This is a genomic window from Streptomyces sp. NPDC056296 (assembly GCF_042268605.1).
In the GTDB taxonomy this organism is placed as follows: domain Bacteria; phylum Actinomycetota; class Actinomycetes; order Streptomycetales; family Streptomycetaceae; genus Streptomyces.
The window spans coordinates 52,647-79,250 of sequence record NZ_JBHJRX010000035.1 but is presented as its reverse complement, the minus strand read 5'-3'; the positions used below and the strand labels follow the sequence as shown (position 1 = coordinate 79,250).

At 72.2% G+C, this 26,604-nt stretch carries 22 protein-coding genes; 13 read left to right on the top strand and 9 right to left on the bottom strand.

Annotated elements, in window-relative coordinates:
* Positions 1 to 3 precede the first annotated feature (3 nt).
* The 3 genes from ACFCZF_RS25045 to ACFCZF_RS25035 form a co-directional block, all read right to left on the bottom strand.
* The gene (locus tag ACFCZF_RS25045; protein WP_375908976.1) at positions 4 to 804 is read right to left on the bottom strand and encodes a hypothetical protein; all 801 of its coding nucleotides are present in this window, start codon (positions 802 to 804) and stop codon (positions 4 to 6) included.
* Between the two features lie 292 nt (positions 805 to 1,096).
* Entirely contained in the window at positions 1,097 to 2,317 is a 1,221-nt protein-coding gene (locus ACFCZF_RS25040) for an acetyl-CoA C-acetyltransferase (protein WP_376673559.1), read from the bottom strand.
* A gap of 208 nt (positions 2,318 to 2,525) precedes the next feature.
* Positions 2,526 to 3,551, bottom strand: a complete 1,026-nt coding sequence (locus tag ACFCZF_RS25035) for an SGNH/GDSL hydrolase family protein (protein WP_375908982.1) — start codon at positions 3,549 to 3,551, stop codon at positions 2,526 to 2,528.
* Positions 3,552 to 3,720: 169 nt separating this feature from the next.
* Between ACFCZF_RS25035 and ACFCZF_RS25030 the strand changes: the two genes are divergently transcribed.
* The gene (locus tag ACFCZF_RS25030) at positions 3,721 to 5,109 is read left to right on the top strand and encodes a cystathionine beta-synthase (RefSeq protein ID WP_376673558.1); all 1,389 of its coding nucleotides are present in this window, start codon (positions 3,721 to 3,723) and stop codon (positions 5,107 to 5,109) included.
* Positions 5,110 to 5,595: 486 nt separating this feature from the next.
* On the opposite strand, the gene ACFCZF_RS25025 is transcribed toward ACFCZF_RS25030, so the two are convergent.
* Positions 5,596 to 6,021 carry a hypothetical protein gene (locus ACFCZF_RS25025; protein ID WP_376673580.1) on the bottom strand — a complete coding sequence of 142 codons (426 nt, stop codon included), beginning with the start codon at positions 6,019 to 6,021 and terminating at the stop codon, positions 5,596 to 5,598.
* A gap of 173 nt (positions 6,022 to 6,194) precedes the next feature.
* Here ACFCZF_RS25025 and ACFCZF_RS25020 point away from each other — a divergent pair, with 173 nt between their 5' ends.
* Positions 6,195 to 7,046: a MurR/RpiR family transcriptional regulator gene (locus tag ACFCZF_RS25020; protein ID WP_376673557.1), complete on the top strand. Its 852-nt coding sequence runs from the start codon at positions 6,195 to 6,197 to the stop codon at positions 7,044 to 7,046.
* A 119-nt stretch (positions 7,047 to 7,165) separates the two neighbouring features.
* Positions 7,166 to 7,750: a hypothetical protein gene (locus ACFCZF_RS25015; RefSeq protein WP_376673556.1), complete on the top strand. Its 585-nt coding sequence runs from the start codon at positions 7,166 to 7,168 to the stop codon at positions 7,748 to 7,750.
* A gap of 143 nt (positions 7,751 to 7,893) precedes the next feature.
* Here ACFCZF_RS25015 and ACFCZF_RS25010 read toward each other — a convergent pair whose 3' ends face one another.
* Positions 7,894 to 9,285 carry a diaminopimelate decarboxylase gene (locus tag ACFCZF_RS25010; RefSeq protein ID WP_376673579.1) on the bottom strand — a complete coding sequence of 464 codons (1,392 nt, stop codon included), beginning with the start codon at positions 9,283 to 9,285 and terminating at the stop codon, positions 7,894 to 7,896.
* 199 nt (positions 9,286 to 9,484) lie between these two features.
* Here ACFCZF_RS25010 and hutU point away from each other — a divergent pair, with 199 nt between their 5' ends.
* The 4 genes from hutU to hutI are packed head-to-tail and all read left to right on the top strand — an operon-like array spanning position 9,485 to position 15,034.
* Positions 9,485 to 11,254 (top strand): urocanate hydratase, encoded by a 1,770-nt coding sequence (hutU, locus tag ACFCZF_RS25005; protein ID WP_376673555.1) that lies wholly within the window; start codon positions 9,485 to 9,487, stop codon positions 11,252 to 11,254.
* Positions 11,251 to 12,468, top strand: a complete 1,218-nt coding sequence (locus tag ACFCZF_RS25000) for an allantoate amidohydrolase (protein ID WP_376673554.1) — start codon at positions 11,251 to 11,253, stop codon at positions 12,466 to 12,468. The genes hutU and ACFCZF_RS25000 overlap by 4 nt, the downstream gene beginning before the upstream one ends.
* Positions 12,465 to 13,808: a formimidoylglutamate deiminase gene (locus ACFCZF_RS24995; RefSeq protein ID WP_376673553.1), complete on the top strand. Its 1,344-nt coding sequence runs from the start codon at positions 12,465 to 12,467 to the stop codon at positions 13,806 to 13,808. Before ACFCZF_RS25000 ends, ACFCZF_RS24995 begins: the two co-directional genes overlap by 4 nt.
* A gap of 50 nt (positions 13,809 to 13,858) precedes the next feature.
* On the top strand, positions 13,859 to 15,034 hold the full coding sequence (gene hutI / locus ACFCZF_RS24990; protein WP_376673552.1) for an imidazolonepropionase: 1,176 nt from the start codon (positions 13,859 to 13,861) through the stop codon (positions 15,032 to 15,034).
* 16 nt (positions 15,035 to 15,050) lie between these two features.
* Here hutI and ACFCZF_RS24985 read toward each other — a convergent pair whose 3' ends face one another.
* The gene (locus ACFCZF_RS24985) at positions 15,051 to 16,613 is read right to left on the bottom strand and encodes an RICIN domain-containing protein (RefSeq protein ID WP_376673551.1); all 1,563 of its coding nucleotides are present in this window, start codon (positions 16,611 to 16,613) and stop codon (positions 15,051 to 15,053) included.
* 259 nt (positions 16,614 to 16,872) lie between these two features.
* Positions 16,873 to 17,787, bottom strand: a complete 915-nt coding sequence (locus ACFCZF_RS24980; protein ID WP_375909011.1) for an RNA polymerase sigma factor SigF — start codon at positions 17,785 to 17,787, stop codon at positions 16,873 to 16,875.
* A 252-nt stretch (positions 17,788 to 18,039) separates the two neighbouring features.
* On the opposite strand from ACFCZF_RS24980, the gene ACFCZF_RS24975 reads away from it, so the two are divergent.
* Together ACFCZF_RS24975 and ACFCZF_RS24970 are read left to right on the top strand one after the other, a co-directional pair.
* Positions 18,040 to 18,417 carry an STAS domain-containing protein gene (locus ACFCZF_RS24975; RefSeq protein WP_055417279.1) on the top strand — a complete coding sequence of 126 codons (378 nt, stop codon included), beginning with the start codon at positions 18,040 to 18,042 and terminating at the stop codon, positions 18,415 to 18,417.
* Between the two features lie 188 nt (positions 18,418 to 18,605).
* Entirely contained in the window at positions 18,606 to 19,256 is a 651-nt protein-coding gene (locus ACFCZF_RS24970) for an ATP-binding protein (RefSeq protein ID WP_376673550.1), read from the top strand.
* A gap of 837 nt (positions 19,257 to 20,093) precedes the next feature.
* On the opposite strand, the gene ACFCZF_RS24965 is transcribed toward ACFCZF_RS24970, so the two are convergent.
* A complete protein-coding gene (locus ACFCZF_RS24965) occupies positions 20,094 to 21,590 on the bottom strand; it encodes an MFS transporter (protein WP_376673549.1) in 1,497 nt (498 codons plus the stop codon).
* Positions 21,591 to 22,142: 552 nt separating this feature from the next.
* Here ACFCZF_RS24965 and ACFCZF_RS24960 point away from each other — a divergent pair.
* Both ACFCZF_RS24960 and ACFCZF_RS24955 read left to right on the top strand, forming a co-directional pair.
* Positions 22,143 to 22,820 carry a response regulator transcription factor gene (locus ACFCZF_RS24960; RefSeq protein WP_375909019.1) on the top strand — a complete coding sequence of 226 codons (678 nt, stop codon included), beginning with the start codon at positions 22,143 to 22,145 and terminating at the stop codon, positions 22,818 to 22,820.
* Positions 22,821 to 22,860: 40 nt separating this feature from the next.
* The gene (locus ACFCZF_RS24955; protein WP_375909022.1) at positions 22,861 to 24,135 is read left to right on the top strand and encodes an ATP-binding protein; all 1,275 of its coding nucleotides are present in this window, start codon (positions 22,861 to 22,863) and stop codon (positions 24,133 to 24,135) included.
* Between the two features lie 30 nt (positions 24,136 to 24,165).
* Here the strand turns inward: ACFCZF_RS24955 and ACFCZF_RS24950 are convergent, their stop codons facing one another.
* Positions 24,166 to 24,747, bottom strand: a complete 582-nt coding sequence (locus tag ACFCZF_RS24950) for a GtrA family protein (RefSeq protein WP_376673578.1) — start codon at positions 24,745 to 24,747, stop codon at positions 24,166 to 24,168.
* Between the two features lie 167 nt (positions 24,748 to 24,914).
* Between ACFCZF_RS24950 and ACFCZF_RS24945 the strand changes: the two genes are divergently transcribed.
* A complete protein-coding gene (locus ACFCZF_RS24945; protein ID WP_376673548.1) occupies positions 24,915 to 26,054 on the top strand; it encodes a 5-(carboxyamino)imidazole ribonucleotide synthase in 1,140 nt (379 codons plus the stop codon).
* Positions 26,051 to 26,599: a 5-(carboxyamino)imidazole ribonucleotide mutase gene (gene purE / locus ACFCZF_RS24940; protein WP_376673547.1), complete on the top strand. Its 549-nt coding sequence runs from the start codon at positions 26,051 to 26,053 to the stop codon at positions 26,597 to 26,599. The genes ACFCZF_RS24945 and purE overlap by 4 nt, the downstream gene beginning before the upstream one ends.
* Positions 26,600 to 26,604: the final 5 nt, after the last annotated feature.

The window sequence follows — 26,604 nt, the reverse complement described above, 5'->3', positions numbered from 1 at the left end:
TGACTAGAGGGACGCGATGACGCGGTCCGCCAGGATGTACACGTTCTCCTCGCCGCAGGCGAAGGTCAGCGTGTAGGCGCCGGAGATCCCCGAGCCGCCGAGCAGGTACGGCGTCTTGCCCGCGCCCAGCGCGGCGGCCAGGCGCTCCGCGGTCTCGCGGTGGCCAGGGGTCATGCACAGCGTGGTGCCGTCGGCGAAGACGTACACGTCGAGCGTGCCCAGCGGGCCCGGGCGGACGTCCGCCAGCGCGACGCTCGACTCGGCCAGCTCCTCGAGAGTGGCGACGGTGCGCTCGTGGTCGCCCACGGCCGGCGACGGGTTCGGCACGAAGTCCGGGTGCGAGGGGTGCCGGCGGCGGGCGGCGGCCAGCTCGGCGGACTCCCTGGGGCCCGCGTCCATCGCGGACGGTTCGTCGGTGTCCGCGCCCGGCTCGACCACGGGCTCCAGGCCCACGAAATCGGCCTGGCGGGGCAGGAACAGCTCACTGTCGGACAGGCCGAGCAGCAGGGGCGCGTCGGAGGCGTCCCGGGACTCCTGGGCGGCCCAGAAGGCCCGCGCCTCGGCGAGCTCGCGCTCGCGCTCCTCGGCGAGCGCGTCCGCGACGGCGGCGCGTATCTCCTCGGCGTCGGCGGTGGTGCGGGCGGCGGGCACGCGGCCGCGCGTGGCGGCGGCGCGGCTCTCGGCCAGCTCGGTGCGCAGCGCCGCCACCTGTCGGCGCAGCACCAGAATGCTGCGCAGGACGGCGACGCCCACGGCGCCGGTGGCGGCCGTGGTGAGCAGCAGGGCGATCGGCATGGCGCTCACTGACGTACTCCCGGTTCAAAGTCGACCCCCGACTTCCTACATCAGCTTGAAGGGAGGACTAACCGCCTGTCAGTGCGTAACGTCACGAAACGGACAGGACTTTGGGCCCGGAAGGTAGGGGTGTGGCTGGTCTGACCTGCGTAAATCAAGGGGGAGAGAGAGGTAGGTCACATCCTGAGGGAGATTGGGTCACAAAACGGCCCAGAACCCTGGGGTGAACGGGGTTCCGGGCCGTGGTGTCACGCTGGGTCTCCCAGGCGCTACTGACCGTCTTTCAGCAGCGGTGTTCCGGTCAGCTCAGGCGCTCGATGACCATGGCCATGCCCTGGCCGCCGCCGACGCACATGGTCTCCAGGCCGAACTGCTTGTCGTGCGTCTGGAGGGAGTTGATCAGCGTGCCGGTGATGCGGGCGCCGGTCATGCCGAAGGGGTGGCCGACGGCGATGGCGCCGCCGTTGACGTTCAGCTTCTCCAGCGGGATGCCGAGGTCGCGGTAGGAGGGGATGACCTGTGCGGCGAACGCCTCGTTGATCTCGACCAGGTCGATGTCGTCGATGGTCAGCCCGGCGCGCGACAGCGCCTGCTTGCTCGCCTCGACCGGGCCCAGGCCCATGATCTCGGGGGAGAGGCCGGAGACACCGGTGGAGACGATGCGGGCGAGCGGGGTCAGGCCCAGCTCGCGGGCCTTGGTGTCGCTCATGATCACGAGGGCGGCGGCGCCGTCGTTGAGCGGGCAGCAGTTGCCGGCGGTGACCAGGCCGTCGGGGCGGAAGACGGGCTTGAGGCCCTGGACGCCCTCCAGGGTGACGCCGGCGCGGGGGCCGTCGTCCTTGGCGACGACCGTGCCGTCGGGGAGGGTCACCGGGGTGATCTCGCGCTCCCAGAAGCCGTTCTTGATGGCTTCCTCGGCGAGGTTCTGCGAGCGGACGCCGAACTCGTCCATGTCCTGCCGGGTGATGCCCTTGGCGCGGGCGAGGTTCTCGGCGGTCTGGCCCATCGCGATGTACGGGTCGGGGACCAGGCCGTCCTCGCGCGGGTCGTGCCAGGTGGTGCCCTCCTGCTGGGCGACCTCGGCGGTACGGGCCTCGGCCTCGGCGAAGATCGGGTTGCGCGTGTCCGGCAGGCTGTCGGAGTTGCCCTTGGCGAACCGGGAGACCATCTCGACACCGGCCGAGATGAAGACGTCGCCCTCGCCGGCCTTGATGGCGTGCAGGGCCATGCGGGAGGTCTGCAGGGACGAGGAGCAGTACCGGGTGACGGTGCAGCCGGGCAGGTGGTCCATGCCCATCTCGACGGCGACGATCCGGCCGAGGTTGTTGCCCTGCTCGCCGCCGGGCAGGCCGCAGCCGAGCATCAGGTCGTCGATGTCCCTGGGGTCCAGCTCGGGGACCTTGGCGAGAGCGGCCTGGATGATCGTGGCGGCGAGGTCGTCGGGACGCAGGTCCTTGAGGGAGCCCTTGAAGGCGCGGCCGATGGGGGAGCGGGTGGCTGAGACGATCACGGCTTCGGGCATCACGGCTCCAGTGGCGTCGCGGGGATGAGGCGGCTGGTTGGGAAGTTACCCGGACGTATGGCCTGGGTCACGGGTCTGGGTGTGTGACATGGGCCGCAACTTTCTAAGCGCTTGCTTGGCACCGTCGTAGCTGCGGGCAATCGTGCCGCTGGGGCGGCACGGGTGGGCGCAGCGGCACCCCGCAAGCGCCGGTGAGTGCCACGCCCCTCTACCTCGGCTGCGCCGACGTCGCCGGTTCCGTCTCCGCCACCCGCCTCCGCCGCCGGCGCTTGAGCAGCGCCCAAGGTCCCCGCGGCCCCGTAGGCATCGCCGCCGCGACCTCCGTGCCCGCCTCCGACGCGGCCTCCGCCGCCGCCCGGGCCACCGGCAGGAAGCCCTCGCGGCGCAGTGCGTCGGGGCGCTCCTCCTCGGCCGGCCACAGGCCGAGCGCGGCGCACACCGACGGCAGTACCGCCATCGCGGCCGTGGCGTACCCCTCGGCGGAGGGGTGGTAATTGTCGGGGCCGAACAGCTCCCGCGGGTTCTGCGCGAACTCCGGGCCCAGCAGATCACCCAGCGAGACCGTGCGTCCGCCCTGCTCCACGACGCCGATCGTCTGTGCCGCCGCCAGCTGCCGCGACGTTCGCCGGGCCAGCCAGCGCAGCGGCTGCCGCACCCGCTCGATCGTGCCCAGGTCCGGGCAGGTGCCGACCACCACCTCCGCGCCGGCCGTACGCAGCCGCCGCACCGCCCCCGACAGGTGCCGGACCGAGCGGGTCGCCGGCATCCGGTGGGTGACGTCGTTCGCACCGATCATGATCACGCAGATGTCGGGCACCCGGCCCGGATCCGCGAGCACCAGCGCCACCTGCCGGTCCAGGTCGTCCGAACAGGCCCCGGGCGCCGCGACCGACCCCAGTTCCACCGGCCGCTCCGCCACCGCCGCGAGCCCCGACGCCAGCAGTGCGCCCGGCGTCTGCCCGGCCCGGTGCACGCCCTGCCCGGCGGCCGTGGAGTCGCCCAGCATCATCAGCCGCAGCGACTGCTCACCCACCGTCGGCGAAATGCCGCCGTACAGCCCCTGCGCGTTCGGTACCCGGTCGGGTGTGCCGATGCCCACCCGGCGCTTGGCCAGCTGCACCTCCGCCAGCAGCAGACCGACCGTGGCCGCACCGGCCAGCCCGATGCCGCCGCCGCCGTACGCCGCGCCGGCCGCGATCCGCCGGGCCACCCTCGCCCTCGACATGCTCGTCATACGTCGCCGCCACCTCCTCCAACCCGTACACCCAGTGCTTGCCCCGTACGGACGGTCGCCCAATCTCAACGGGGAGTGAACGACCGTCACGGGGTATGGGCCGGGCCGGCAGGCCATAGGCTGGCCGGACCGATAACGACCACATCTTTTGCAGCATCCGGAGACCACGGTGCATTTCCACGACTCGATGATCAGCCTCGTCGGCAACACCCCGCTGGTGCGGCTCAACAGCGTGACCAAGGGCATCAGGGCGACCGTCCTGGCCAAGGTGGAGTACTTCAACCCGGGCGGCTCGGTGAAGGACCGCATCGCCCTGCGCATGATCGAGGCCGCCGAGCAGAGCGGAGCCCTGCAGCCGGGCGGCACGATCGTCGAGCCGACCAGCGGCAACACGGGCGTGGGTCTCGCGATCGTGGCCCAGCAGAAGGGCTACAAGTGCATCTTCGTCTGCCCTGACAAGGTGTCCACCGACAAGATCAACGTGCTGCGCGCGTACGGCGCCGAGGTGGTCGTCTGCCCGACGGCGGTCGACCCCGAGCACCCGGACTCCTACTACAACGTCTCCGACCGCCTGGTCCGCGAGACGCCGGGCGCCTGGAAGCCGGACCAGTACTCCAACCCGCACAACCCGCTCTCCCACTACCACTCGACCGGCCCCGAGCTGTGGGAGCAGACGGAGGGGAAGATCACCCATTTCGTCACCGGCGTCGGCACCGGCGGCACCATCTCCGGCACCGGCCGGTACCTGAAGGAGATCAGCGACGGCGCGGTCAAGGTGGTCGGCGCCGACCCCGAGGGCTCGGTGTACTCCGGCGGCTCGGGGCGCCCCTACCTCGTCGAGGGCGTCGGTGAGGACTTCTGGCCGACGGCGTACGACCGGAACGTCGCGGACGAGATCGTCCCCGTGTCCGACAAGGACTCCTTCCAGATGACCCGCCGCCTCGCCAAGGAGGAGGGTCTGCTGGTGGGCGGCTCCTGCGGCATGGCGGTCGTCGCGGCGCTGGAGGTCGCCGCGCGGCTCGGTGAGGACGACGTGGTCGTCGTACTCCTCCCGGACAGCGGGCGCGGGTACCTCAGCAAGATCTTCAACGACGAGTGGATGGCCGACTACGGCTTCCTGGAGGACGCCGGCCCCAGCGCGCGCGTCGCCGACGTCCTGAACCACAAGGAGGGCGGCCACATCCCCTCCCTCGTCCACATGCACCCGGACGAGACGGTCGGCCAGGCCATCGACGTACTGCGCGAGTACGGCGTCTCGCAGATGCCGATCGTCAAGCCCGGCGCCGGTCACCCGGACGTGATGGCCGCCGAGGTCGTCGGCTCGGTCGTGGAACGCGAGCTGCTGGACGCCCTGTTCGCCAAGCGCGCCTCGCTGGAGGACCCGCTGGAGAAGCACGTGTCGGCGCCGCTGCCGCAGGTCGGTTCCGGTGAGCCGGTCGCGGACCTGATGTCGGTGCTCGGCGTCGCGGACGCGGCGATCGTCCTCGTCGAGGGCAAGCCGACCGGCGTGGTGAGCCGTCAGGACCTGCTGTCCTTCCTCGCGAAGAGCGGGAAGTAACGGGGAGTTGAGGGGCGGCGGGAAGCCGAGGGAGAGTAGCGGGAAGCCGCGGGAAGCCGCGGGAAGTGGCGGGAAGTGGCGGGAAGCCGCGGGAAGTGGCGGGAAGTGGCGGGAAGTGGCGGTGAACGCCGGGTGAACCAGCGGCCGTGCGGCCGGATTTGGGGCGTCCGATGATCTCCGCGGACTTCGCGGAAGTGGTACGCGCACGTCACGTTCGCGCAGCACACGTTTAACACGGGCCCGGCACAGTGGTGTTGTCGGCAGGGCGGTGGGGGTACCTCCCAGGCGTTGAGCACTGGGGGAGGCTCCCCGTCCCGGCCGGCACCGAACGGCGTCAAGGACCTTCCGGAGCGGCTCCCGGACCTCCATGGACGCCACGGACGCGCCGCCCCGGCCGTGAGGCCCGGCACCCGCGCGTCCCCGCGGGGACCGCCGTCGTCCCGCCCCCCAGTGATGGGGGTGCGGCGGTCCCCGCGCAGTCCTTTCTCAGTCCTGCCAGGTGTCGTCCTGGTCGGCGCGCCGGCGCCGGCCGAAGAGACCGGGGCTGGTCCGGGCGGCCTGGACGACGTTCACCCCGACGATGCCGGCCCAGGCGACCAGCAGTCCGGGGAGGTCGGCGACGCCGCCGCCGATCGCGGACAGCGGGACCGCGAGGACCAGCGAGACGATGCCGAAGCCGAAGCGCTCGCCGAAGGAGTCCGTGGGCCTCGGCGACCGGCTGTCCCGGGCCGTCGCCATCTGCTGCTCGGCGAGCTGCCGGCGCACTCGGCGCTCGACCGTTCCGTCGATGCGCTGGTCGACCTTCTCCAGGAACGAGTCGACCAGCGCGGACTCGTACTCCTCGCCGAGTTCCCTGCGGGTCTGCAGAGTGGCGTCGAGTTCCTTCTTGAGGTCGGTGTCCCGCCCGTCCATTCCCGTCATGGCTCCCACCGTAGGCAGCCGGAGCGTCGGCGGCACTGGGGTTAGCCCCCGTCTTCCGGCTGGGGCGGCCGGGAGGGGCGCTCGGCGTCGTGCGGGCCGCCACCTCGCTGTATAACGGTATGCAGGAATCGGGGACAGTGAATAGCGGCGAGGGGGAGCACGTCATGAGCGGGAACAGCGGGACCGACAGCCCGGCCGTGCGGCTGCAGGCGCTCTTCGAGGGGCACCGGCTGACGCCGACTCAGCGGCGCATCGCGCACAGCATGGTGCGGCGCGCCTCCGAGGTGCCCTTCCTGTCCAGCGTGGAGCTCGCCGAGCTGGCCGGGGTCAGCCAGCCGTCCGTGACCCGCTTCGCCGTCGCCCTCGGCTTCGACGGGTACCCGGCGCTGCGCCGCCATCTGCGCGAGGTCGCTCCCGCGGAGCCGGCGGCGGACACCGGCTCCTGCAACGAGTACCAGCAGGCCGTGGAGGCCGAGATCGAGAACCTGCGCCATCTGGCGGAGGCGCTCGCCGACCCCGGGCCGGTGCGGGAGGCGGGCCGCCTCCTAGCCGGGAGCCGGCCCCTGCCCGTCCTCGGTCTGCGGGCGGCGGCGGCCCAGGCGCACGGCTTCGCCTACTTCGCCGCCAAGGTCCACCCGGACGTCCGGCTCCTGAACGAGGGGGGCACGATGGTCCACGACCGCATCGACGCCGCCGTCCGGGCCGGCGCGAGCGCCCTGCTCTGTTTCGCCCTGCCGCGCCATCCGCGTGAGGTCGTCGACACGCTCGCCCACGCCAAGGAGGCGGGGCTCACGGTGGTGACCGTCGCCGACTCCGCCTTCGCGCCGGTCGCCAAGGTCTCCGACCTGCTGCTGCCGGCCGCCGTCGGCACCGGCCTCGCCTTCGACACCGCCTGCGCGCCGATGCTGCTCGGCCGGGTGCTGCTGGAGGCCATGTGCGACGACCTGCCGGACGCCCAGGCCCGGCTGGAGGAGTTCGACACGAAGGCGGCGGTGCGGGGGCTCTTCGTGGACTGACGCGGGCGCCGGCACCGGCGGCCGTCTTCTCAGATTCGTCTCACCTTCTCCCGTTAACCTGCCTCGCCTCACACCCTTGATACGCATCGCGGGAAGCAGAACGGGACAGGAGGCCGGACGTGGCACGCGGAGGACAGGGGCTGGCTCGGATCGCCGTCGTCGTACGGGCGGGGGCGGCACCGCTGTGGTGGCTGGGCGTACTCGCGGCGGGCATCGGAGTACTGGTGCCGGGGCTGACCGGACGCCGGATCGGCGTCCTGGCGGGCGCGGCGCTGTTCATCGTCGCGGCGGCGGTCGTCGCGTCCGTGCGCCGAAAGCGGTACACCGCCCTGGCCCGCTCGGCCGACCGCGCGGGCAAGCACGACGTGCTCCAGGACCGCGCGGTGACACTGCGCAACTGGCGCCGGGGCCACCGCTGGTGGCTGCTCCTCGCCTTTCTCGCCGCCCTGGGCAGCGCCTTCGCCGTCCCCGCCGCCGCCGGACTGCTGATGGCCGGCTGCGGCGTCGGCCTGTGGCTGAAGTCCGCCTGGATCGGCCGCCGCGAACAGGCCGGCGAAGCCCTCCTGTGGGTCCGTGTGGACTGGCTCGCCGGCGACAACGGCCGTCCGGCGGGCAAGGCCGTCCGCGCCTACCGCAGCACGGGCATCGCGGCGGGCGACGCCGCGCCCGGCGGGGCGAGGCGGAAGACGGCGGCGCCGGTGTGATGCGGAGGGTATCCGTGCCGGTGCCGGTGCCGGTGCCGGTGCCCGTGCCCGTGCCGGTGGCGGTGCGGGTGGCGGGGCCCGTGCCCGTGCGTCGTGGCTGGTCGCGCAGTTCCCCGCGCCCCTGGGGCGTCACTTTGGCCGCGTCATGACCCGGACGGGGACGTCAGCGCGTCCGCGTGCGCGCCGCCCGCCTCCGACACGATCTCCGCCACCGACTGGGCCTCTCGCACGGTCGCGAAGGCGACACCCCCGGAACCGTCCGCCCCGAACCCGTACACCCCCGGACGCGCGAGCGAGTTGTACGCGTAGTGATGCGCGAAGTAGTACGCCCCCGTGTCCAGCGCCGCCGCATAGTCCCCCTGCTCCAGCAACGGCAGCGCACGCCCCGTCGCCAGCAGGTCCCCCGCGAAGCACGCCGGTCCGGCCACGTCCTGCACCACGGCGGGCCCCTCCTTCGGCAGCCCCTTGCCGTCGTACACGGCGATCCGCAGCGGCCACGCCCCCGGCGCGTACACCGTCCGCGTGGCGACCTGCACGCCCGCGTGTGTCACCGCGACCGGCCGTCCCCCGGCGCTCTTGGCGTACTCCACGCGCGCCACCACCGTGCCGTGCTTGGCCAGCAGCGACCGCCCGAACTCGGTGACCAGCCCGTACCGCCCGTCGAACAGCCCCGGCACCGCCTCGCGCAGCACGCGCGCGTACTCGGCGTACGTCGGTGTCGTCTCGTCCGACGCGAAGTTCACCGGCAGCCCGCCGCCGATGTCGAGCGTGTCGACCTGCCGGCGCCCGGCCCGCTCGTTGATCTCCTCGGCGAGCGCGTACGTCTCGGCCACGCCCTCGGTCATCAGCGCCAACGGGATGCCCTGTGACCCGGTGTGCGCGTGCAGCCGGGTCAGCCACGGCCGGTCCAGATACGCCCGCACCACCCACTCACGCGCCCCCTCGTCGCGCAGCGCCACCCCGAACTTCGAGGTCGCCGTCGCCGTCGACAGTGCCTCGATGGAACCCCCGCCGACCTGGGGGTTGACCCGGATGCCCAGCGGGGAGCGGCTCGTGGAGTCGCTCGCCCCGTCGGCCATCAGACCGTCGAGGCGGTCCAGCTCCTGCGGGTTGTCCGCGTTGACCGCGATGCCCAGCGCCAGCGCCTCCCGCAGCTCGGCCGGCGTCTTGGCGGGCGAGTCCAGCACCGTCCGCTCCGGCGGCACCCCCGCCGCCCGTGCCAGCGCCAGCTCACCCGGGCTCGCGACCTCCGCGCCGATGCCCTCCTCGTGCAGCAGACGCAGCACCGGGACCAGCGGGGTCGCCTTCACCGCGAAGGCGTGCAGCACGGGTGTCCCGGGTGCCGTCACCGCCTCGAACGCGGCCCGCAGCGCCGCCGCCGACTCCCGTATCCCGGCCACGTCCAGCAGCCCGACGATCGGGGCGTCCGCTCCGAGCAGCCCCTGCTCCACGGCCGCCCGCACCGCCTCGTCCCGCCGCGCCGCCCGCTCCGCGTCGGAGCCGCCAGTGCCCGTGCCGCCGGGGCGACCGCTCATGCCCGTGCCGTCACTCACGTGATCCTCCGACCCCTCGTTGCCTGTCGACCTGTCTCGTTGCCTGCCCCACACATCCAGCCAAACATCCGCGACGCCTTCGTGCCGGGACACGGACGTATTGACTAGTTCTATTCACGAAGCGAGGATATGAATATTCGCAGTAACAATCCGCCGGGAGCAAGCCACCAGGAGGCAGACCATGTCCGGACCCCGCCCGCCCGTCTCCCGCCACCACCCTCAACCGAGGCCCTACGGGCCGCCCCCTGGTCCTGTCCGAGCGCCACGCGGTACGACGCCGAGTGCCCTGGGCTGGCAGCAGGAGGCCGCCCTGCGGATGCTGCAGAACAACCTCGACCCCGAGGTCGCCGAGCATCCCGACAAGCTCGTCGTCTACGGCGGCACCGGCAAGGCCGCCCGCGACTGGCGCTCCTTCGACGCCATGGTCCGCACCCTGAAGACCCTCAAGCAGGACGAGACGATGCTCGTCCAGTCGGGCCGTCCGGTCGGCGTCATGCAGACCCACGAGTGGGCCCCGCGCGTCCTCATCGCCAACTCCAACCTCGTCGGCGACTGGGCGAACTGGGAGGAGTTCCGCCGCCTGGAGCAGCTCGGCCTCACCATGTACGGGCAGATGACGGCCGGCTCCTGGATCTACATCGGCACCCAGGGCATCCTCCAGGGCACCTACGAGACCTTCGCCGCCGTCGCCGCGAAGCAGTTCGGTGGCACGCTCGCCGGGACCATCACCCTCACCGCCGGCCTCGGCGGCATGGGCGGCGCCCAGCCCCTCGCGGTCACCATGAACGACGGCGTCGCCATCTGTGTCGACTGCGACCCGCGCGCCATCGACCGCCGCATCGAGCACCGCTTCCTCGACGTGAAGGCCGACTCCCTCGACCACGCCCTCCAGCTCGCCACCGAGGCCCGCGACCGGCGCAAGCCGCTGTCCATCGGCGTCCTCGGCAACGCCGCCGAGCTGGTCCCGCAGCTGCTCGCCATGGGCGCCCCGATCGACATCGTCACCGACCAGACCTCGGCCCACGACCCGCTGGCCTACCTGCCCACCGGGATCGCCTTCGAGGACATGGCCGACGCCGCCGCCAAGGACCCGGCCGGCTTCACCACCCGTGCCCGCGAGTCCATGGCCCGGCACGTCGAGGCCATGGTCGGCTTCCAGGACGCCGGCGCCGAGGTCTTCGACTACGGCAACTCCATCCGCGGCGAGGCCCAGCTCGCCGGATACGACCGGGCCTTCGCCTTCCCCGGCTTCGTCCCCGCCTACATCCGCCCCCTCTTCTGCGAGGGCAAGGGCCCCTTCCGGTGGGCCGCCCTGTCCGGCGACCCCGCCGACATCGCCAGGACCGACAAGGCGATCCTCGACCTCTTCCCGGAGGCTGAGTCCATTCAAAACGCGTCCCTGGCCCGCTGGATCAAGATGGCCGGCGAGCGCGTCCACTTCCAGGGCCTGCCCGCCCGCATCTGCTGGCTCGGCTACGGCGAGCGCGACAAGGCCGGTGAGCGGTTCAACGACATGGTCGCGAGCGGCGAGCTGTCCGCCCCGATCGTCATCGGCCGCGACCATCTCGACTGCGGCTCCGTCGCCTCCCCGTACCGCGAGACCGAGGCCATGCTCGACGGCTCCGACGCCATCGCCGACTGGCCCCTGCTCAACGCCATGGTCAACGTGGCCTCCGGCGCCTCCTGGGTCTCCCTCCACCACGGCGGCGGCGTCGGCATGGGCCGCTCCATCCACGCCGGGCAGGTCACGGTCGCCGACGGCACCGCGCTGGCCGGCGAGAAGATCCGCCGGGTCCTCACCAACGACCCCGGCATGGGCGTCATCCGGCACGTCGACGCCGGGTACGACATCGCGGAGTCGGTGGCGGCCGAACGGGACGTGCGGGTGCCGATGCGCGAGGGCGACGGGACGCGCGAGGGCACCGAGACCCGCGAGGGTGACGACGCGTGAGCTTCCACAGCATGTGGGCGGAGCTGCTGCCGGTCGGCCGCAGCTCCGCCTCCGGCGGCTACCGCCGCTACGCCTGGACCGGCGCCGACAGCGACTGCCGGGCCTGGTTCCGGGAGCAGGCCGAGGCACGCGGGCTGACCTACGAGACCGACCGCAACGGCAACCAGTGGGCCTGGCTCGGTGACCCTGCCGCCGGGAACGCCGTCGTCACCGGATCCCACCTCGACTCCGTGCCCGACGGCGGCGCCTTCGACGGGCCTCTCGGTGTCGTCTCCGCCTTCGCCGCCCTGGACGAACTGCGCGGGAGGGGAGCGCGGCTCACCAGGCCGCTGGGCATCGTCAACTTCGGCGACGAGGAGGGCGCCCGCTTCGGCCTCGCCTGCGTCGGCTCCCGGCTCACCGCGGGCGCGCTCACCGTCGAGCAGGCCCACCGCCTCACCGACGGCGACGGCGTCACGCTCCCGCGGGCCATGGAGGCCGCCGGGTACGACCCGGACGCCATCGGCCCCGACCCCGAGCGGCTCGACCGCATCGGCGCCTTCGTCGAACTCCACGTAGAACAGGGCCGCGCCCTGGACCTGTCCGGCGACCGGATCGGCATCGCGTCCGCCATCTGGCCGCACGGACGCTGGCGCTTCGACTTCCGGGGCGAGGCCAACCACGCCGGCACCACCCGCCTCGCCGACCGGCGCGACCCCATGCTCTCCTACGCCGAGACCGTGCTCGCCGCCCGCCGTGAGGCGGAACTCGCCGGTGCCGTCGCCACCTTCGGCAAGATCGCCGTCGAGCCCAACGGCGTCAACGCCATCCCGTCCCTCGTACGCGGCTGGCTCGACTCCCGCGCCGCCGACCAGGAAAGCCTGGACACCGTGGTCGGCGGGGTGGAGAAGGCCGCCCGTGAGTACGCCGCCGCCCACGGCGTCGACCTCGACGTCGTACGCGAGTCCTTCACCCCCGTCGTCGAGTTCGACCACGCCCTGCGCGACGAACTCGCCCGCCTCCTCGGCAGCGCCACGGAACTCAGGATCCCCGTCCTCGGCACCGGCGCCGGACACGACGCCGGAATCCTCTCCGGACGCATCCCGACCGCCATGCTGTTCGTGCGCAACCCCACCGGCGTCTCGCACTCCCCGGCCGAGTACGCCGCCGAGGACGACTGCGTGGCCGGGGCGAGCGCACTCGCCGACGTACTGGAAGGGCTGGCCCGCACGTGACCCCCACCAAGCGGACGTACTGGCTGGAGCACGCCTGGCTCGGCACCCACGTCGAGCCGGGCGTCGCCGTGGAGGTGAGCGACGGCCGCATCACCGCCGTCCGCACGGACGTCCCCACCCCGCCCCCGGGCGCGGAGCCCCTGCGCGGACTGACCCTCCCGGGCCTGGCGAACGCCCACTCGCACGCCTTCCACCGCGCCCTGCGCGGCACCGTCCAGGTCGGCTCCGGCACCTTCTGGACCTGGCGCGAGGTCATGTACTCCGTCGCCGACCGGCTGACCCCCGAGACGTACCACGACCTCGCCCGCGCGGTGTACGCCGAGATGGCGCTCGCCGGCATCACCACCGTCGGCGAGTTCCACTACGTCCACCACGCCCCCGGCGGCACCCCCTACGCCGACCCCAACGCGATGGGCGAGGCCCTCATCGAGGCCGCCGCCGAAGCCGGCATCCGCATCACCCTCCTCGACACCTGCTACCTGTCCGCCGGCTTCGGGCAGCCCCCGAACACTCACCAGCGCCGCTTCTCCGACGGGACGGCGGACGCCTGGGCGGAACGCTGTTCAGTTCTCAAGGAACGGGATCACGCACGGATCGGGGCGGCGATCCACTCCGTACGGGCCGTGCCCGCCGACCAGTTGGCGACCGTGGCGCGCTGGGCCGAGGAGCGGCGGGCCCCGCTGCATGTGCACCTGTCCGAGCAGACGGCCGAGAACGACGCCTGCCGCGACGCCCACGGCCGCACACCCACCCGGCTCCTCGCCGACCACGGCGTGCTCGGACCTCGCACCACCGGCGTCCACAACACCCACCTCACCGACGAGGACATCGCCCTGCTCGGCGGCAGCCGCACCGGCACCTGCATGTGCCCCACCACGGAACGCGACCTCGCCGACGGCATCGGCCCCGTGGCCGCCCTCCAGCGGGCGGGCTCCCCGCTCTCCCTCGGCTCCGACAGCCACGCCGTCGTCGACCTGCTCGAAGAGGCGCGCGCCATGGAGCTGAACGAGCGCCTGCGCACCCGCACCCGCGGCCACTGGACCGCCGCCGCCCTGCTGCGCGCCGCCACCGCCGACGGCCATGCCGCCCTCGGCTGGGACGACGTCGGGACCATCGAGGCCGGGGCCCGCGCCGACCTCACCACGGTCGCTCTCGACTCGGTCAGAACAGCGGGGCCGCTGCCCAGGCTCGGCGCCGAGACGGCCGTATTCGCCGCGACGGCCGCGGACGTACGGCACACGATCGTGGGCGGACGGCACGTCGTACGCGACGGGGCGCACACCCTCGTACCCGATGTGCCGCAGACCCTCGCGCGGGCCGTCGAAGCCCTGCGCGCATAGCCACGAACGCCCGCCCCCACCCCCGCTCCCACGAGGACGTCACGGACACCATGAGCAGCAGCACCGTCATCACCAACATCGCCGCGCTGGTCACCAACGACCCCTCCCTCGGTGACAACTCCCCCCTCGGACTGGTCCGGGACGCGGCCGTCGTCATCGACGGCGACCGCGTCGCGTGGACCGGTGAATCAAGCAAAGCACCCGCCACTGACAACCGGGTCGACGCCGGCGGCCGGGCGGTCCTCCCCGGCTTCGTCGACTCCCACTCCCACCTCCTCTTCGGGGGCGACCGCACCGAGGAGTTCAACGCCCGCATGTCCGGCCGCCCCTACAGCGCCGGCGGCATCCGCACCACCGTCGCCGCGACCCGCGCCGCGAGCGACGCGGAACTGGAAGCGGGCCTCACCCGATACCTCGAAGAGGCCCTGCGCCAGGGCACCACCACCTTCGAGACCAAGTCCGGCTACGGCCTGACCACCGCCGACGAGTCCCGCGCCCTGCGCGTCGCCGCCCGCCACACCGACGAGGTCACCTTCCTCGGCGCCCACATCGTCGCCCCCGAACTCGCCGACGACCCGGCCGCCTACGTCGCCCTCGTCACCGGCGAGATGCTCGACGCCTGCGCCCCGCACGCCCGCTGGATCGACGTGTTCTGCGAGAAGGGTGCCTTCGACGGCGACCAGGCCCGCGCGATCCTCACCGCCGGCCAGGCCAAGGGTCTGCACCCGCGCATCCACGCCAACCAGCTCTCCTACGGCCCCGGCGTCCAGCTCGCGGTCGAACTCGACGCCGCCAGCGCCGACCACTGCACCCACCTCACCGACGCCGACGTGGACGCCCTCGCCGGCAGCCGCACGGTCGCCACCCTGCTCCCCGGCGCCGAGTTCTCCACCCGCGCCGAGTGGCCGGACGCCCGGCGCCTCGTCGACGCCGGTGTGACGGTCGCGCTGTCCACCGACTGCAACCCCGGCTCGTCCTTCACGTCCTCCGTGCCGTTCTGCGTCGCGCTCGCCGTACGGGACATGGGGATGACCCCCGACGAGGCGGTCTGGTCGGCCACCGCGGGCGGTGCGGCCGCTCTGCGCCGCGACGACGTCGGCCGCCTCACCCCGGGCGCGTACGCCGACCTGACCCTCCTCGACGCCCCGAGCCACGTCCACCTGGCCTACCGGCCCGGCGTACCGCTGGTCAGCGGGGTCTGGCGGCGCGGCGTACGCGTCGTGTGACGTTCGCCGGACGCCCTCAGGAGGTCCCCGCCCGCCACCGCTGATCCGTCCGCCCCGGATCCGCCCCGACGAGGACCACCGCGTCGCCCCCGCCCGGCGTCACCGCGCGGTCCGGGGCGATGCCGGGGCGGATCACACCGCGCGCGTCCACCGAGAAGCGGAGGTTCTGGCCGTTGCGTCCGTCGACCGAGTCGCACTCCCAGATGCCGACGCCCTTCTCCACGGAGCCGCGGCTGTCCAGGCAGTAGTCCTCGTCGGCGTACGACTGGACCACCCCGCGCCCGGCGTCGACCCGCCACAGCTGGGTGTGGGACGAGGTGCAGGGCGCCGTGACGACGTCCGTGCCCTTCTCCAGGCCGCCGTCGATGTCCAGGCACCGCCCCGAGGCGACGTTCACCACCTGGGCGTACGCCCCGCCCGGCGCCCGGTACGACGGCGTGGACGGCGTCGGCGTCGGCGACGGCCGCGCGGTGCGCGAGGGCGTCGGACTCGGCTTCGGCGAGGGGGACTTCGACGACGCGGAGGGCGACGGCGACGGCGTGGGGGAGGACGGCGTCGCCGGGACGGTCGCCGTCACCGTCACCGGCGGTGGTCCGGCGGGGGGACGTGACGACGTGTTCGCCGCCGGCCGGGACGGCGTGTCGTCCGGCGACAGCACCAGGAGGAGCAGCGGCGCCAGGGCCACGCCCAGGGCCGCCGACGCCAGCGCGAAGCGGCGCGACGGCGGCCAGGGTCCGGACATCGCGAGCGAGGCGACGCCGCCCGTCTCGTCCGCCTCCCGCGCGGCGTACGCCGTGCCCGCCCACGGCAGCAGGCCCTCGGCCAGGGCCGTGCGCGGGGTGTCCCGGAACGTGCACAGCTCCTCGTACGCCGCCGTGCAGTGCGGGCAGTGCGTCATGTGGGCGTGCAGGTCGGCGCTGTCCCGGGGCGTGTCGGGCCGTACCGACTCCTCGATGAGGCGCCGGAAGTCCACACAGCGCGGGTCCTCGGAGGCGGCCAGCCGGGAACGCAGACAGGCCTGCGCCAGTGCCTGGAGCGCGGGCTGTGTGCCGTACGCGACGTCCTGGCGGCCGAGGCCGAGCAGCGCGGCCGTCCGGTCGGCGGGCTCCCGGTCCACCACCCCGTACCAGATCATGCCCTGGGCGCGGGGCGGCAGGGAACGGAAGGCCGCGAGCATGGGCGGGACCGGGCAGCCCGTGCCCGCCGTGTTCACCACGAGGAGCAGCCCGGCGTCGAGTCCGGCGGAGCGTTCGTCGGCCGCCCACTCGGCCGCGGTCACACCGGCCAGCAGCAGGAGCTGATGCCGCCACGGCCCACCGGCGTCGGTGCCGCGGGCGGCCTGACGGGCCGCCAGTGTGAAGGCACGCGCGGCCAGTTGCCGTGCCGTGGACTCGCCGGCCGTGCACAGGCGGGCGTAGGCGAGTACCGAAGGCTGATGCCGTGCGCGCAGTTCCTGTAGCGCCGGATAGGCGGTGGGTGTGTCGGCGCGCAGCAGTTCGGTCAGCCGCGCGTCGGACGCGTCGGCGTACATCTCGTCCCCGGCCTGGGCACCACCGTCGGTCCCGTCGCCCCGAACCATCCGTCCGCCTCCTCGTACCCCGCGACTCCACGGTGCCGATCCTGACGTACCGGCCAGTTTGTGGGGTGCCTCATAGTGGTGGAACGGGGCCCGTGAGGAAAGAGGTTTCCGTGGGTAACCGGCGGCTGTTTCGGCGGCTGTTTCGGCGGCGGCTCCGGGCGGGAGCGATGGTCCGTACCGGAGACGGCGCGCGCAACCCGAAGGGGGGCGGCCCGATTTCGGACCGCCCCCCTGGAGGGCAAGCGTCACCCGGTGAGGACTACTCCTCGACCGTGAGCCCCTTGCGCAGCCGTACGAGTGTCCGCGACAGCAGGCGCGAGACGTGCATCTGGGAGATGCCGAGCTCCTCGCCGATCTCCGACTGGGTCATGCCGGCGACGAAGCGGAGCGAGAGGATCTTGCGGTCCCGGGACGGGAGTTCCGCGATCAGCGGCTTCAGCGACTCGACGTACTCGATGCCCTCGAGCCCGTGGTCCTCGTAGCCGATGCGGTCGGCCAGCGCGCCCTCCGCGTCGTCCTCCTCCGGCTGGGCGTCCAGCGAGGAGGCGGTGTAGGCGTTGGAGGCCGCCATGCCCTCGACGACCTCGTCCCTGGACAGGCCGAGGTGCTCGGCCAGCTCGCTCACCGTGGGGGCGCGGTCGAGGCGCTGGGCCAGCTCGTCGCCGGCCTTGGCCAGGTCGAGCCGCAGCTCCTGGAGGCGGCGCGGGACGCGCACGGACCACGAGGTGTCGCGGAAGAAGCGCTTGATCTCGCCGATGATGGTCGGCATCGCGAACGTGGGGAACTCCACACCGCGGGACATCTCGAAGCGGTCGATCGCCTTGATCAGGCCGATCGTGCCGACCTGGATGATGTCCTCCATCGGCTCGCTGCGGGAGCGGAAGCGGGAGGCGGCGAACTTGACCAGCGCGAGGTTGAGCTCGACGAGCGTGTTGCGTACGTACGCGTGCTCGTGGGTGCCTTCCTCCAGCGACTCAAGCCGCTCGAAGAGGGTCTTGGACAGGGCCCGGGCGTCCGCCGGAGCAACCTCGTCGTAAGCGGGGATGTCCGGAAGCCCGGCGAGTGCGCCGTCGTGGTCGACGACCGCGTCATGGTGCTCGATGGGATCCAGATGTTCCGGAGGGAGTGTCGACGTCGCTTCTTGGGTACGCGATCCGTCGAGCCGGGGTGACATGATGTCCTCCATCGTTCTCGGCATACGGCTGCCGAAGCCAATTACGTGCACTGCGGTGTGCGGCGCCTCCAAAGCCGGCCGTGTCGGTTTACGTGTCCTACTAGCCCTACCGGGTTTACCGAGCCCACCGCAAGTGTGTTCTGTGTGGGTATGTCCGTTTGTGTGCGGTTGTTCGGGTGTCGGAGTGCGGTGGGAAGGCGTAGTGTTCGGGGGCGTCAGCAAGCAGTCACGACCTCGGGAGAGAGAAACGGCATGGACCGCGGGACGGTCGGCAGTGCCCAGTCGGGCCGGCTTCTGGTCGAGGTACGGGAAGAGGGCCCCAGTGCCGTCGTGACACCGGCGGGTGAGTTGGATCACCACACCGCCGATCTGTTGCGCGAGCCGCTGGAGGACTGTCTCGCCAAGGGATTCAATCGGCTTGTCGTCGACTGTTCGCGTCTGGAGTTCTGCGACTCCACGGGACTCAACGTCCTGCTCGGCGCGCGGTTGAAGGCGGAGGCCGCGGGGGGCGGTGTACATCTGGTGGCCATGCAGCCGGTGGTGGCTCGCGTGTTCGAGATCACGGGGGCCGAAGCGGTCTTCACCCTTCATGACACCCTTGAGGCCGCCCTGGCCGACGAGTCCGACTGAGCCGTCCTTGTCCGGCCGGCGGCGGGTCTCGTGCGCTGCCTGAGGCAGGCGTTTTCGCCCCGTCCCGTGTTTCGTGCCGAATACAGGGGTGTTCGGACGGTCCGGTCGGGCAGGAGACACCCTGAGCTGACTGTGTACGACGTACGACTTTGAAACGTGAACTGGTGAATCGGTGAGGTGAAGCGCTGATGAGCACCACCCGGCCCTACTCGCCGGGCGACCGCGGTCCGGAGCCCGGCGGCGCTTCCGGGGCGTCCGAGGGGGGCGTGCCCGGGACCGGGGAGTCCGAGGGGGGCGTGTCCGCGGGGCAGGCCGCCGTGATCGGGGCGTCCGCGCCGTCGTCCCCGACTCCTTCCTCGGCTCCGTCCGGTCCGGCTCCGTCCGGTCCGTCTCCGGCCGAGGCCGGGGCCGCGGGCGCGGGCGATGGCGGGCGGCAGGGGCGCAGGCTGAGCTTCGACGACCAGAGCGGGGTGGTCCCGCTCGCTCGTGACTTCACCCGCCAGGCGCTGTACGCCTGGGGCTGGCTGCCCTCCGCCACCGCGGACCAGCGGGCCGCCGCCGAGGACGTACTGCTCGTGGTGTCCGAGCTGGTCACCAACGCGTGTCTGCATGCCGAGGGGCCGGACGAGCTGTGGATCACCTGTGAGAAGAAGGTGATCCGGCTGGAGGTCTCCGACCGCGGTACGGGTCAGCCGGCGCCGCGGACCCCGCACCGTGCGGGGCGTCCCGGCGGCCACGGCATGTTTATCGTGCAGCGGCTGTGCCTGGACTGGGGCGTGGTGCGGACGCCCGGGGTCGCGGGCAAGAGGGTGTGGGCGGAGCTGGGAGCGCCGGCGTAGGCCTGCGGCGCTCTTGCCGGCCTTTTCCCACCCGCCCGCCCGACTCGGTTGGCCAGGAGGCCGACGCCCCTGGGGCTCCGCCCCAGACCCCGGCGGGGGCTCCGCCCCCTGCACCCCTGCGCGTGCCAGGTCCTGCGCCCAGCGCGCCTGCGCAGCTTTGCGTTCCTGGGTCGCCGTGCACCCGCGCTGTCTCTCCAGCGCTGCCGTCCTGTGGCTCGCGCCTCGCGCAGCCTCAAGCTTCTGCGTCTGCCGCTCGCCGCCTTGTGCCGCGCTGCCTCAAGCGTCCACCGCCATGTGCAGCCGCCGCCCTGCGTCCGCGCTGTCTCTCCAGCGCTCGTCGCCCTGCGGGCCGCGTCCCGTGCAGCGGCAAGCGCCCGCCGCCCTGTGGCCGTATGGTCTGTGCCCCGCGCTGCCTGGAGCGCCCGCCGCCCCCCGCCCTGTGCCCCGCGCAGTCTCATGCTCCTGCGTCGTCTTGGGCCCGCGCCCCGCGCAGCCCCGAGCTTCGCGCCCCTCGCCGGTGCGCACCCGGCACCTGCCGGGGCGGAACCGGATCCCCCCGCCCCGGTGCCCAGGCCCGTCCCAGGACACCTACATGTGCGCTTCTCAAAGGCCCCGCGCCTCATCCGCGCCCACGCGCACCCCCCGCGCCCCGCACACACGGCACCCCCACCTGCGCGCCACCCACGCCTTGCGCCTCATCCGCGCCCACGCCCCGCCCACACGCGCACCCCACCCCACTCCACGCCCCGCACCCACCCCCAAAAGCGCCCGGAGGGCCACCGCATCCACCGGGATGCGATGACCCTCCGTAGGCAAGAACCGCCAGGTCGGCAGGCCTCAGCGGACGTCGCCCATGAGTTCCTTCACGCGCTTGCGGTACATCCAGATCGCGAGACCGGCGACCACGGCGAGCGTGGCTTCCGCGGCCACGATGCCCGTCTTGTTGAGGTCGACGCCGGCGATGGAGAGCAGGCCGGTCGTGGCGTCACCGGCGGTGACGGCCAGGAACCAGACGCCCATCATCTGCGAGGCGTACTTCACGGGCGCCATCTTCGTGGTGACCGACAGGCCGACCGGGGAGAGCATCAGCTCGCCGCAGGTCTGCACGAAGTAGATCGCCACCAGCCACAGCGCGGCCGCCTTGTGACCGCCGTCCGCGATGGCCAGCGGGGCCAGGAAGAGGAAGAAGGACGCGCCGACCAGGACCAGACCGAAGGAGAACTTGACGATCGTGCTCGGTTCCTTGCCGCGCCGGGCGAGCGCCAGCCACACCGTGGCGAAGACCGGGGCCAGGGCCATGATGATGACCGGGTTGACCGACTGGAACCAGGAGACCGGGAACTCCCAGCCGAGGACGCTGGTGTCGGTGGAGGAGTCGGCGAAGATCGCCAGGGTCGAGCCGCCCTGGTCGTAGATCATCCAGAAGACGGCCGCGGCGACGAAGAACCAGATGTACGCCGACATCTTGGACTGCTCGGCGCGGTCCAGCTCCTTGTCGCGCTTGATCCGGGTCAGCACCAGCACCGGGATGATCACGCCGAGCAGCGTCAGCGGGACCAGGATCCAGTTCAGGGTGTAGTTGCCGGAGAAGCCGACGATCGCGTAGAAGACGAGGGCGAGCGCGGCCCAGAACGCGGCCTTGCGCAGCGTGGAGGTCTTCTCCTCCACCGACAGGGGCTTCGGGACCACGCTGGAGTGCGGGGCCAGGTGGCGGCTGCCGAGCAGGAACTGGACCACGCCCAGGCCCATGCCGACCGCGGCGAGCGCGAAGCCCAGGTGCCAGTTGACGCTCTCACCGATGGTGCCGATGATCAGCGGCGCCGCGAAGGCACCGAGGTTGATGCCCATGTAGAAGACGGTGAAGCCACCGTCGCGGCGCGGGTCGTCGGGGCCGTCGTAGAGCTGGCCGACCATCGTCGAGATGTTGGCCTTCAGGAGACCGGAACCGATGGCGACCAGGCCGAGGCCCGCGAAGAACGTGCCCGAGGAGGGCAGCGCCAGCGTGAGATGGCCGAGCATGATGACGCCACCGGCGACGGCGACGGTCTTGCGGGGACCCCAGACACGGTCGCCGAACCAGCCGCCCGGCATCGTGAGCAAGTACACCAGCGAGAGGTACACCGAGTAGATCGCGGTCGCGGTGCCGGCGTTCATGCCGAGACCGCCGGGGGCCACCAGGTACAGCGGGAGCAGAGCCCTCATGCCGTAGTAGGAGAAACGCTCCCACATCTCGGTCATGAAGAGTGTGGCCAGTCCGCGGGGGTGGCCGAAGAAGGTCTTCTCGGAACCGGGGGTGCCCGGAGAGACCGAGTCCTTCGTCAGGCTGGACGCCATGGTCGATCCTTGCTGGTCGGGACGCGCTCATGAGGCGATGCGCGCCCGGTGGGGGGCGGCCGGCACCGGCGGCCGTCACCCGCCCACCCCACGCCTGAGGGATTCCGCTCCGGATTGCGAAGCGGTGGACGGCGGCCACCGGGATCCACGCCTCCGCGCACGTCAGTGCACGCGGTGAGGCCCGGCCACAGGTCATTCCTTTCAAGGTCGGCCGTGGGGGCCGACCCGCACACAAAAGAGACCCTCAGCGTCGAAACTGTCGCCAAAGGTCCCCTGGGTGCTACAGGCGCTGATTCACCATACGGCAGGACACCGCCCGGTATGGAAGGACTTGAGACGCGGATCACAGGTAATGAAGGAACCGCGAACGATCTTTCGAAGGTCCATCACAGGATGACACCCCACTGCCGCAGGTTCGCACAGAGGGCCGGTGGCGGATCGGCGGGGGTCGGACGGGCAGGTCACGCGGCGGGTGCCCGGCTTGTCCGTAGGTAAGAGACCCTCGGGGCGATCACGCCCCGGGCGCTGCTCCGAGCGGACTACCATCAGCTCATGACCCGTGTACTGCTCGCCGAGGACGACGCGTCCATCTCGGAGCCGCTGGCCCGCGCACTGCGCCGGGAAGGGTACGAGGTCGAGGTGCGTGAGGACGGACCCACCGCACTCGACGCCGGGCTGCAGGGCGGCATCGACCTGGTCGTGCTGGACCTGGGCCTGCCGGGCATGGACGGGCTGGAGGTCGCCCGCCGGCTGCGGTCCGAGGGCCACGCCGTGCCGATCCTGGTCCTGACCGCGCGCGCCGACGAGGTGGACACCGTCGTCGGTCTGGACGCGGGCGCCGACGACTACGTCACCAAGCCCTTCCGCCTCGCCGAGCTGCTCGCCCGGGTCCGCGCCCTGCTGAGGCGCGGTGCCGTCGAGCCCCCGCAGCCGGCCGCCACGCACGGTGTGCGCATCGACGTCGAGTCGCACCGGGCCTGGATGGGCGAGGAGGAGCTCCAGCTCACCGCCAAGGAGTTCGACCTGCTGCGGGTGCTGGTGCGCGACGCCGGCCGGGTCGTCACCCGCGACCAGCTGATGCGCGAGGTCTGGGACACCACCTGGTGGTCGTCGACCAAGACCCTCGACATGCACATCTCCTGGCTGCGCAAGAAGCTGGGGGACGACGCGGCCAACCCCCGCTACATCGCCACCGTGCGCGGCGTGGGATTCCGTTTCGAGAAGAACTGAGCCCCCGAGAAGTTCTCAGGGCCTGCCCGGGTAAGAGGACATGCGCCGTCGACTGATCCAGTCCACGCTCGCCGTGGTGCTCGTCGTGATCGCCGTTTTCGGCGTCTCCCTCGTGATCGTCGAAACCCGGACGATCAGCAGCTCCGCCCAGGAACGGGTCGACCTGGAGGCGGTGCGGCTGGCCAGCATCGTGGACAGCCGGCTGCTCGGCGCCGGGTCCGTCGACGCCAAGTTCCTCCGGGAGCAGGTCCGGGACGCCCGGTACGCCGAGATCCGCATCCCAGGCAAGCCGGTCATCGAGGTCGGCAGCCGGCCGACCGGTGAGGTCATCCGGGGCAAGGCCACCGGCGAGGAGGGCGAGACGGTCCTCGTCGAGGAGCCGAGTTCCTCGGTGACCCGCGAGGTCGGCCGGACCCTGCTGATCATCGGTCTGGTGGCGCTGCTCGCGGTGATCGCGGCGGTGCTGCTGGCGATCCGGCAGGCCAACCGCCTCGCCTCCCCGCTCACCGACCTCGCCGAGACCGCCGAACGCCTCGGCTCCGGCGACCCGCGCCCGAGGCACAAGCGCTACGGCGTCCCCGAGCTGGACCGGGTCGCGGACGTGCTGGACTCCTCCGCCGAGCGCATCGCCCGGATGCTCACCGCCGAGCGCCGCCTGGCCGCCGACGCCTCCCACCAGCTGCGTACACCGCTGACGGCGCTGTCCATGCGGCTGGAGGAGATCACCCTCACCGAGGAACTGGAGACGGTGAAGGACGAGGCGGCGATCGCGCTGTCGCAGGTGGAGCGGCTGACGGACGTCGTGGACCGGCTGCTGACGAACTCCCGCGACCCGCGCAGCGGCTCCGCCGTCACCTTCGAACTGGACGACGTCATCCATCAGCAGATCGCCGAGTGGCGCCCCGCCTACCGCAGCGAGGGGCGGGCGATCGTCAGTTCCGGCAAACGGCATCTGACGGCCGTGGGCACCCCGGGCGCGGTGGCGCAGGTGCTGGCCGCGCTGATCGAGAACTCACTGATGCACGGTGGCGGCACGGTGGCCCTGCGGACCCGGGTGACCGGCAACCAGGCGGTGGTCGAGGTCACCGACGAGGGGGCCGGCGTGCCGGGCGACCTGGGGGCGCGGATCTTCGAGCGCGCGATCAGCGGGCGGAACTCGACGGGTATCGGCCTGGCCGTCGCCCGCGACCTGGCCGAGGCGGACGGCGGCCGGCTGGAGCTGTTGCAGGGCCGGCCTCCGGTGTTCGGCCTGTTCCTGTCGCGCACACCGCCGTCGAAGAAGTCGTCCGGGGACTCGGGACAGACGGTGCGCTAGGCGTACCGCGCGGGCAGGGCCCGGCCGCCGTCAGCGGTGGGCCGCCGGGGTGCCGTCCGTGGTGCGCACCACCGTCGGCTGCTCGTGCTCCAGGAAGGTCTCCGCCCGTGTCACCGGCTCACGGGCCGGCAGCGTCCGGAAGACCCAGGTGCGGTACGACCAGAAGCGGAACAGCGTGCCGATGCCGATGCCGAGGAACTTGAAGATGTTGCTCTGCAGCGGGCTGTCCCAGCCGAAGCCGTACGTCGCCGTGTAGAGCACGCCGTTCTCGATCACCAGCCCTACCGCGCTGAACAGCAGGAACAACGACATCTCGCGGGTCCGGCGGCCCTTGTCGCGGTCCCGGTAGGTGAAGTAGCGGAAGCCCAGGTAGTTGAAGACGATCGCGACGACGGTCGCGATGATGCTCGCCCGCACCACCGCGAGGTCGGTCACGTGCCGCACCAGGTTGAAGACGAGGAGGTTGACCAGGACCCCCGCGCCGCCCACCGCGCCGAACTTCACGACCTCACGGGCCAGCCGGTCGATCCGCTCCCGCACCGCGCTGCGGGGCGCCGGGGCTACCGGGGGCGTCGGGGGAGTCGTATGAGCACCCGAGGAACCATGTTCCATGGTCGTGCAGGCCCCCGTTCCATCGGTTGGCGTCAATCCGTTCATGCTAACCACCCGGACGTGCGATCTTCCTGCGGACGGACGCCGGGCGACGGGAAAGGGGGGCCGTATCCCCGGGGAAACGGCCGGTAAACAGGTGGGCCTCGCGCGGCCGATACGCTAGGGGTGTGACGTTCCCCGTAGTCGGCATGGTCGGCGGTGGCCAGCTCGCTCGTATGACACACGAGTCGGGCATCCCGCTGGGCATCAGGTTCAAGCTCCTCAGTGACACCCCTCAGGATTCTGCGGCGCAGGTCGTGAACGAAGTCGTCATCGGCGACTATCGCGATCTGGACACGCTGCGCGAGTTCGCGCGCGGCTGTGACGTGATCACCTTCGATCACGAGCACGTGCCGACCGAGCACCTCAGGGCCCTGGAGGCGGACGGCATCCCCGTGCGCCCGGGCCCTGACGCGCTCGTGCACGCCCAGGACAAGGGCGTGATGCGCGCGAAGCTCGACGCGATCGGCGTGCCCTGCCCGCGGCACCGGATCGTGCGCGATCCGGCCGACGTGGCCGCCTTCGCGGACGAGGGGGACGGTTTCCCCGTCGTCCTCAAGACGGTCCGCGGCGGGTACGACGGCAAGGGCGTGTGGGTGGTGGACTCCGTCGAGGAGGCGGCCGAGCCCTTCCGCGCCGGGGTGCCCGTGCTGGCGGAGGAGAAGGTCGACTTCGTCCGCGAGCTCGCCGCCAACGTGGTCCGCTCCCCGCACGGCCAGGCGGTGGCGTACCCCGTCGTCGAGTCCCAGCAGGTCAAGGGCGTCTGCGACACGGTGATCGCGCCCGCCCCCGACGTCGACGGGACGCTGGCGCTCAGGGCCGAGCAGATGGCGCTCAGCATCGCCAAGGAACTGGACGTCGTCGGCCACCTCGCCGTCGAGCTGTTCCAGACCCGCGACGGCCGCGTCCTCGTCAACGAACTGGCGATGCGCCCGCACAACTCCGGCCACTGGACGATGGACGGCGCGATCACGTCGCAGTTCGCCAACCACGTCCGCGCGGTCCTCGACCTCCCCCTCGGCGACCCGCGCCCGCGCGCCAAGTGGACGGTCATGGTCAACGTCCTCGGCGGCGACTACCCGGACATGTACTCCGCGTACCTGCACTGCATGGCCCGCGACCCGCAGCTGAAGATCCACATGTACGGCAAGGACGTGAAGCCCGGCCGCAAGGTGGGTCACGTCAACACCTACGGCGACGACCTGGACGACGTGCTGGAGCGCGCCCGTCACGCTGCCGGCTACCTGAGAGGGACGATCACCGAATGAGCCAGGCCAGCCCGGTCAGTCCGGTCAGTCCAGTCGTCGGCATCGTCATGGGGTCGGACAGCGACTGGCCCGTCATGGAGGCCGCCGCCAAGGCCCTCGACGAGTTCGAGATCCCCTACGAGGTCGACGTCGTCTCCGCGCACCGCATGCCGCACGAGATGATCGCCTACGGCGAGCAGGCCGCCGGACGCGGGCTGAAGGCGATCATCGCCGGGGCCGGCGGCGCCGCCCACCTGCCCGGCATGCTCGCCTCGGTCACCCCGCTGCCCGTCATCGGCGTGCCGGTGCCGCTGAAGTACCTGGACGGCATGGACAGCCTCCTGTCCATCGTGCAGATGCCGGCCGGTGTCCCCGTCGCCACCGTCTCGGTCGGCGGCGCCCGCAACGCGGGCCTCCTGGCCGCGCGGATGCTCGCCGCCCACGACGAGGAGCTGCTGGGCCGCATGCGCGAGTTCCAGCAGGACCTCAACGACCAGGCCACCGAGAAGGGCAAGCGGCTGCGCGCCAAGGTCGAGGGCTCCGCGGCCTTCGGCTTCGGGAAGTGAGGCCC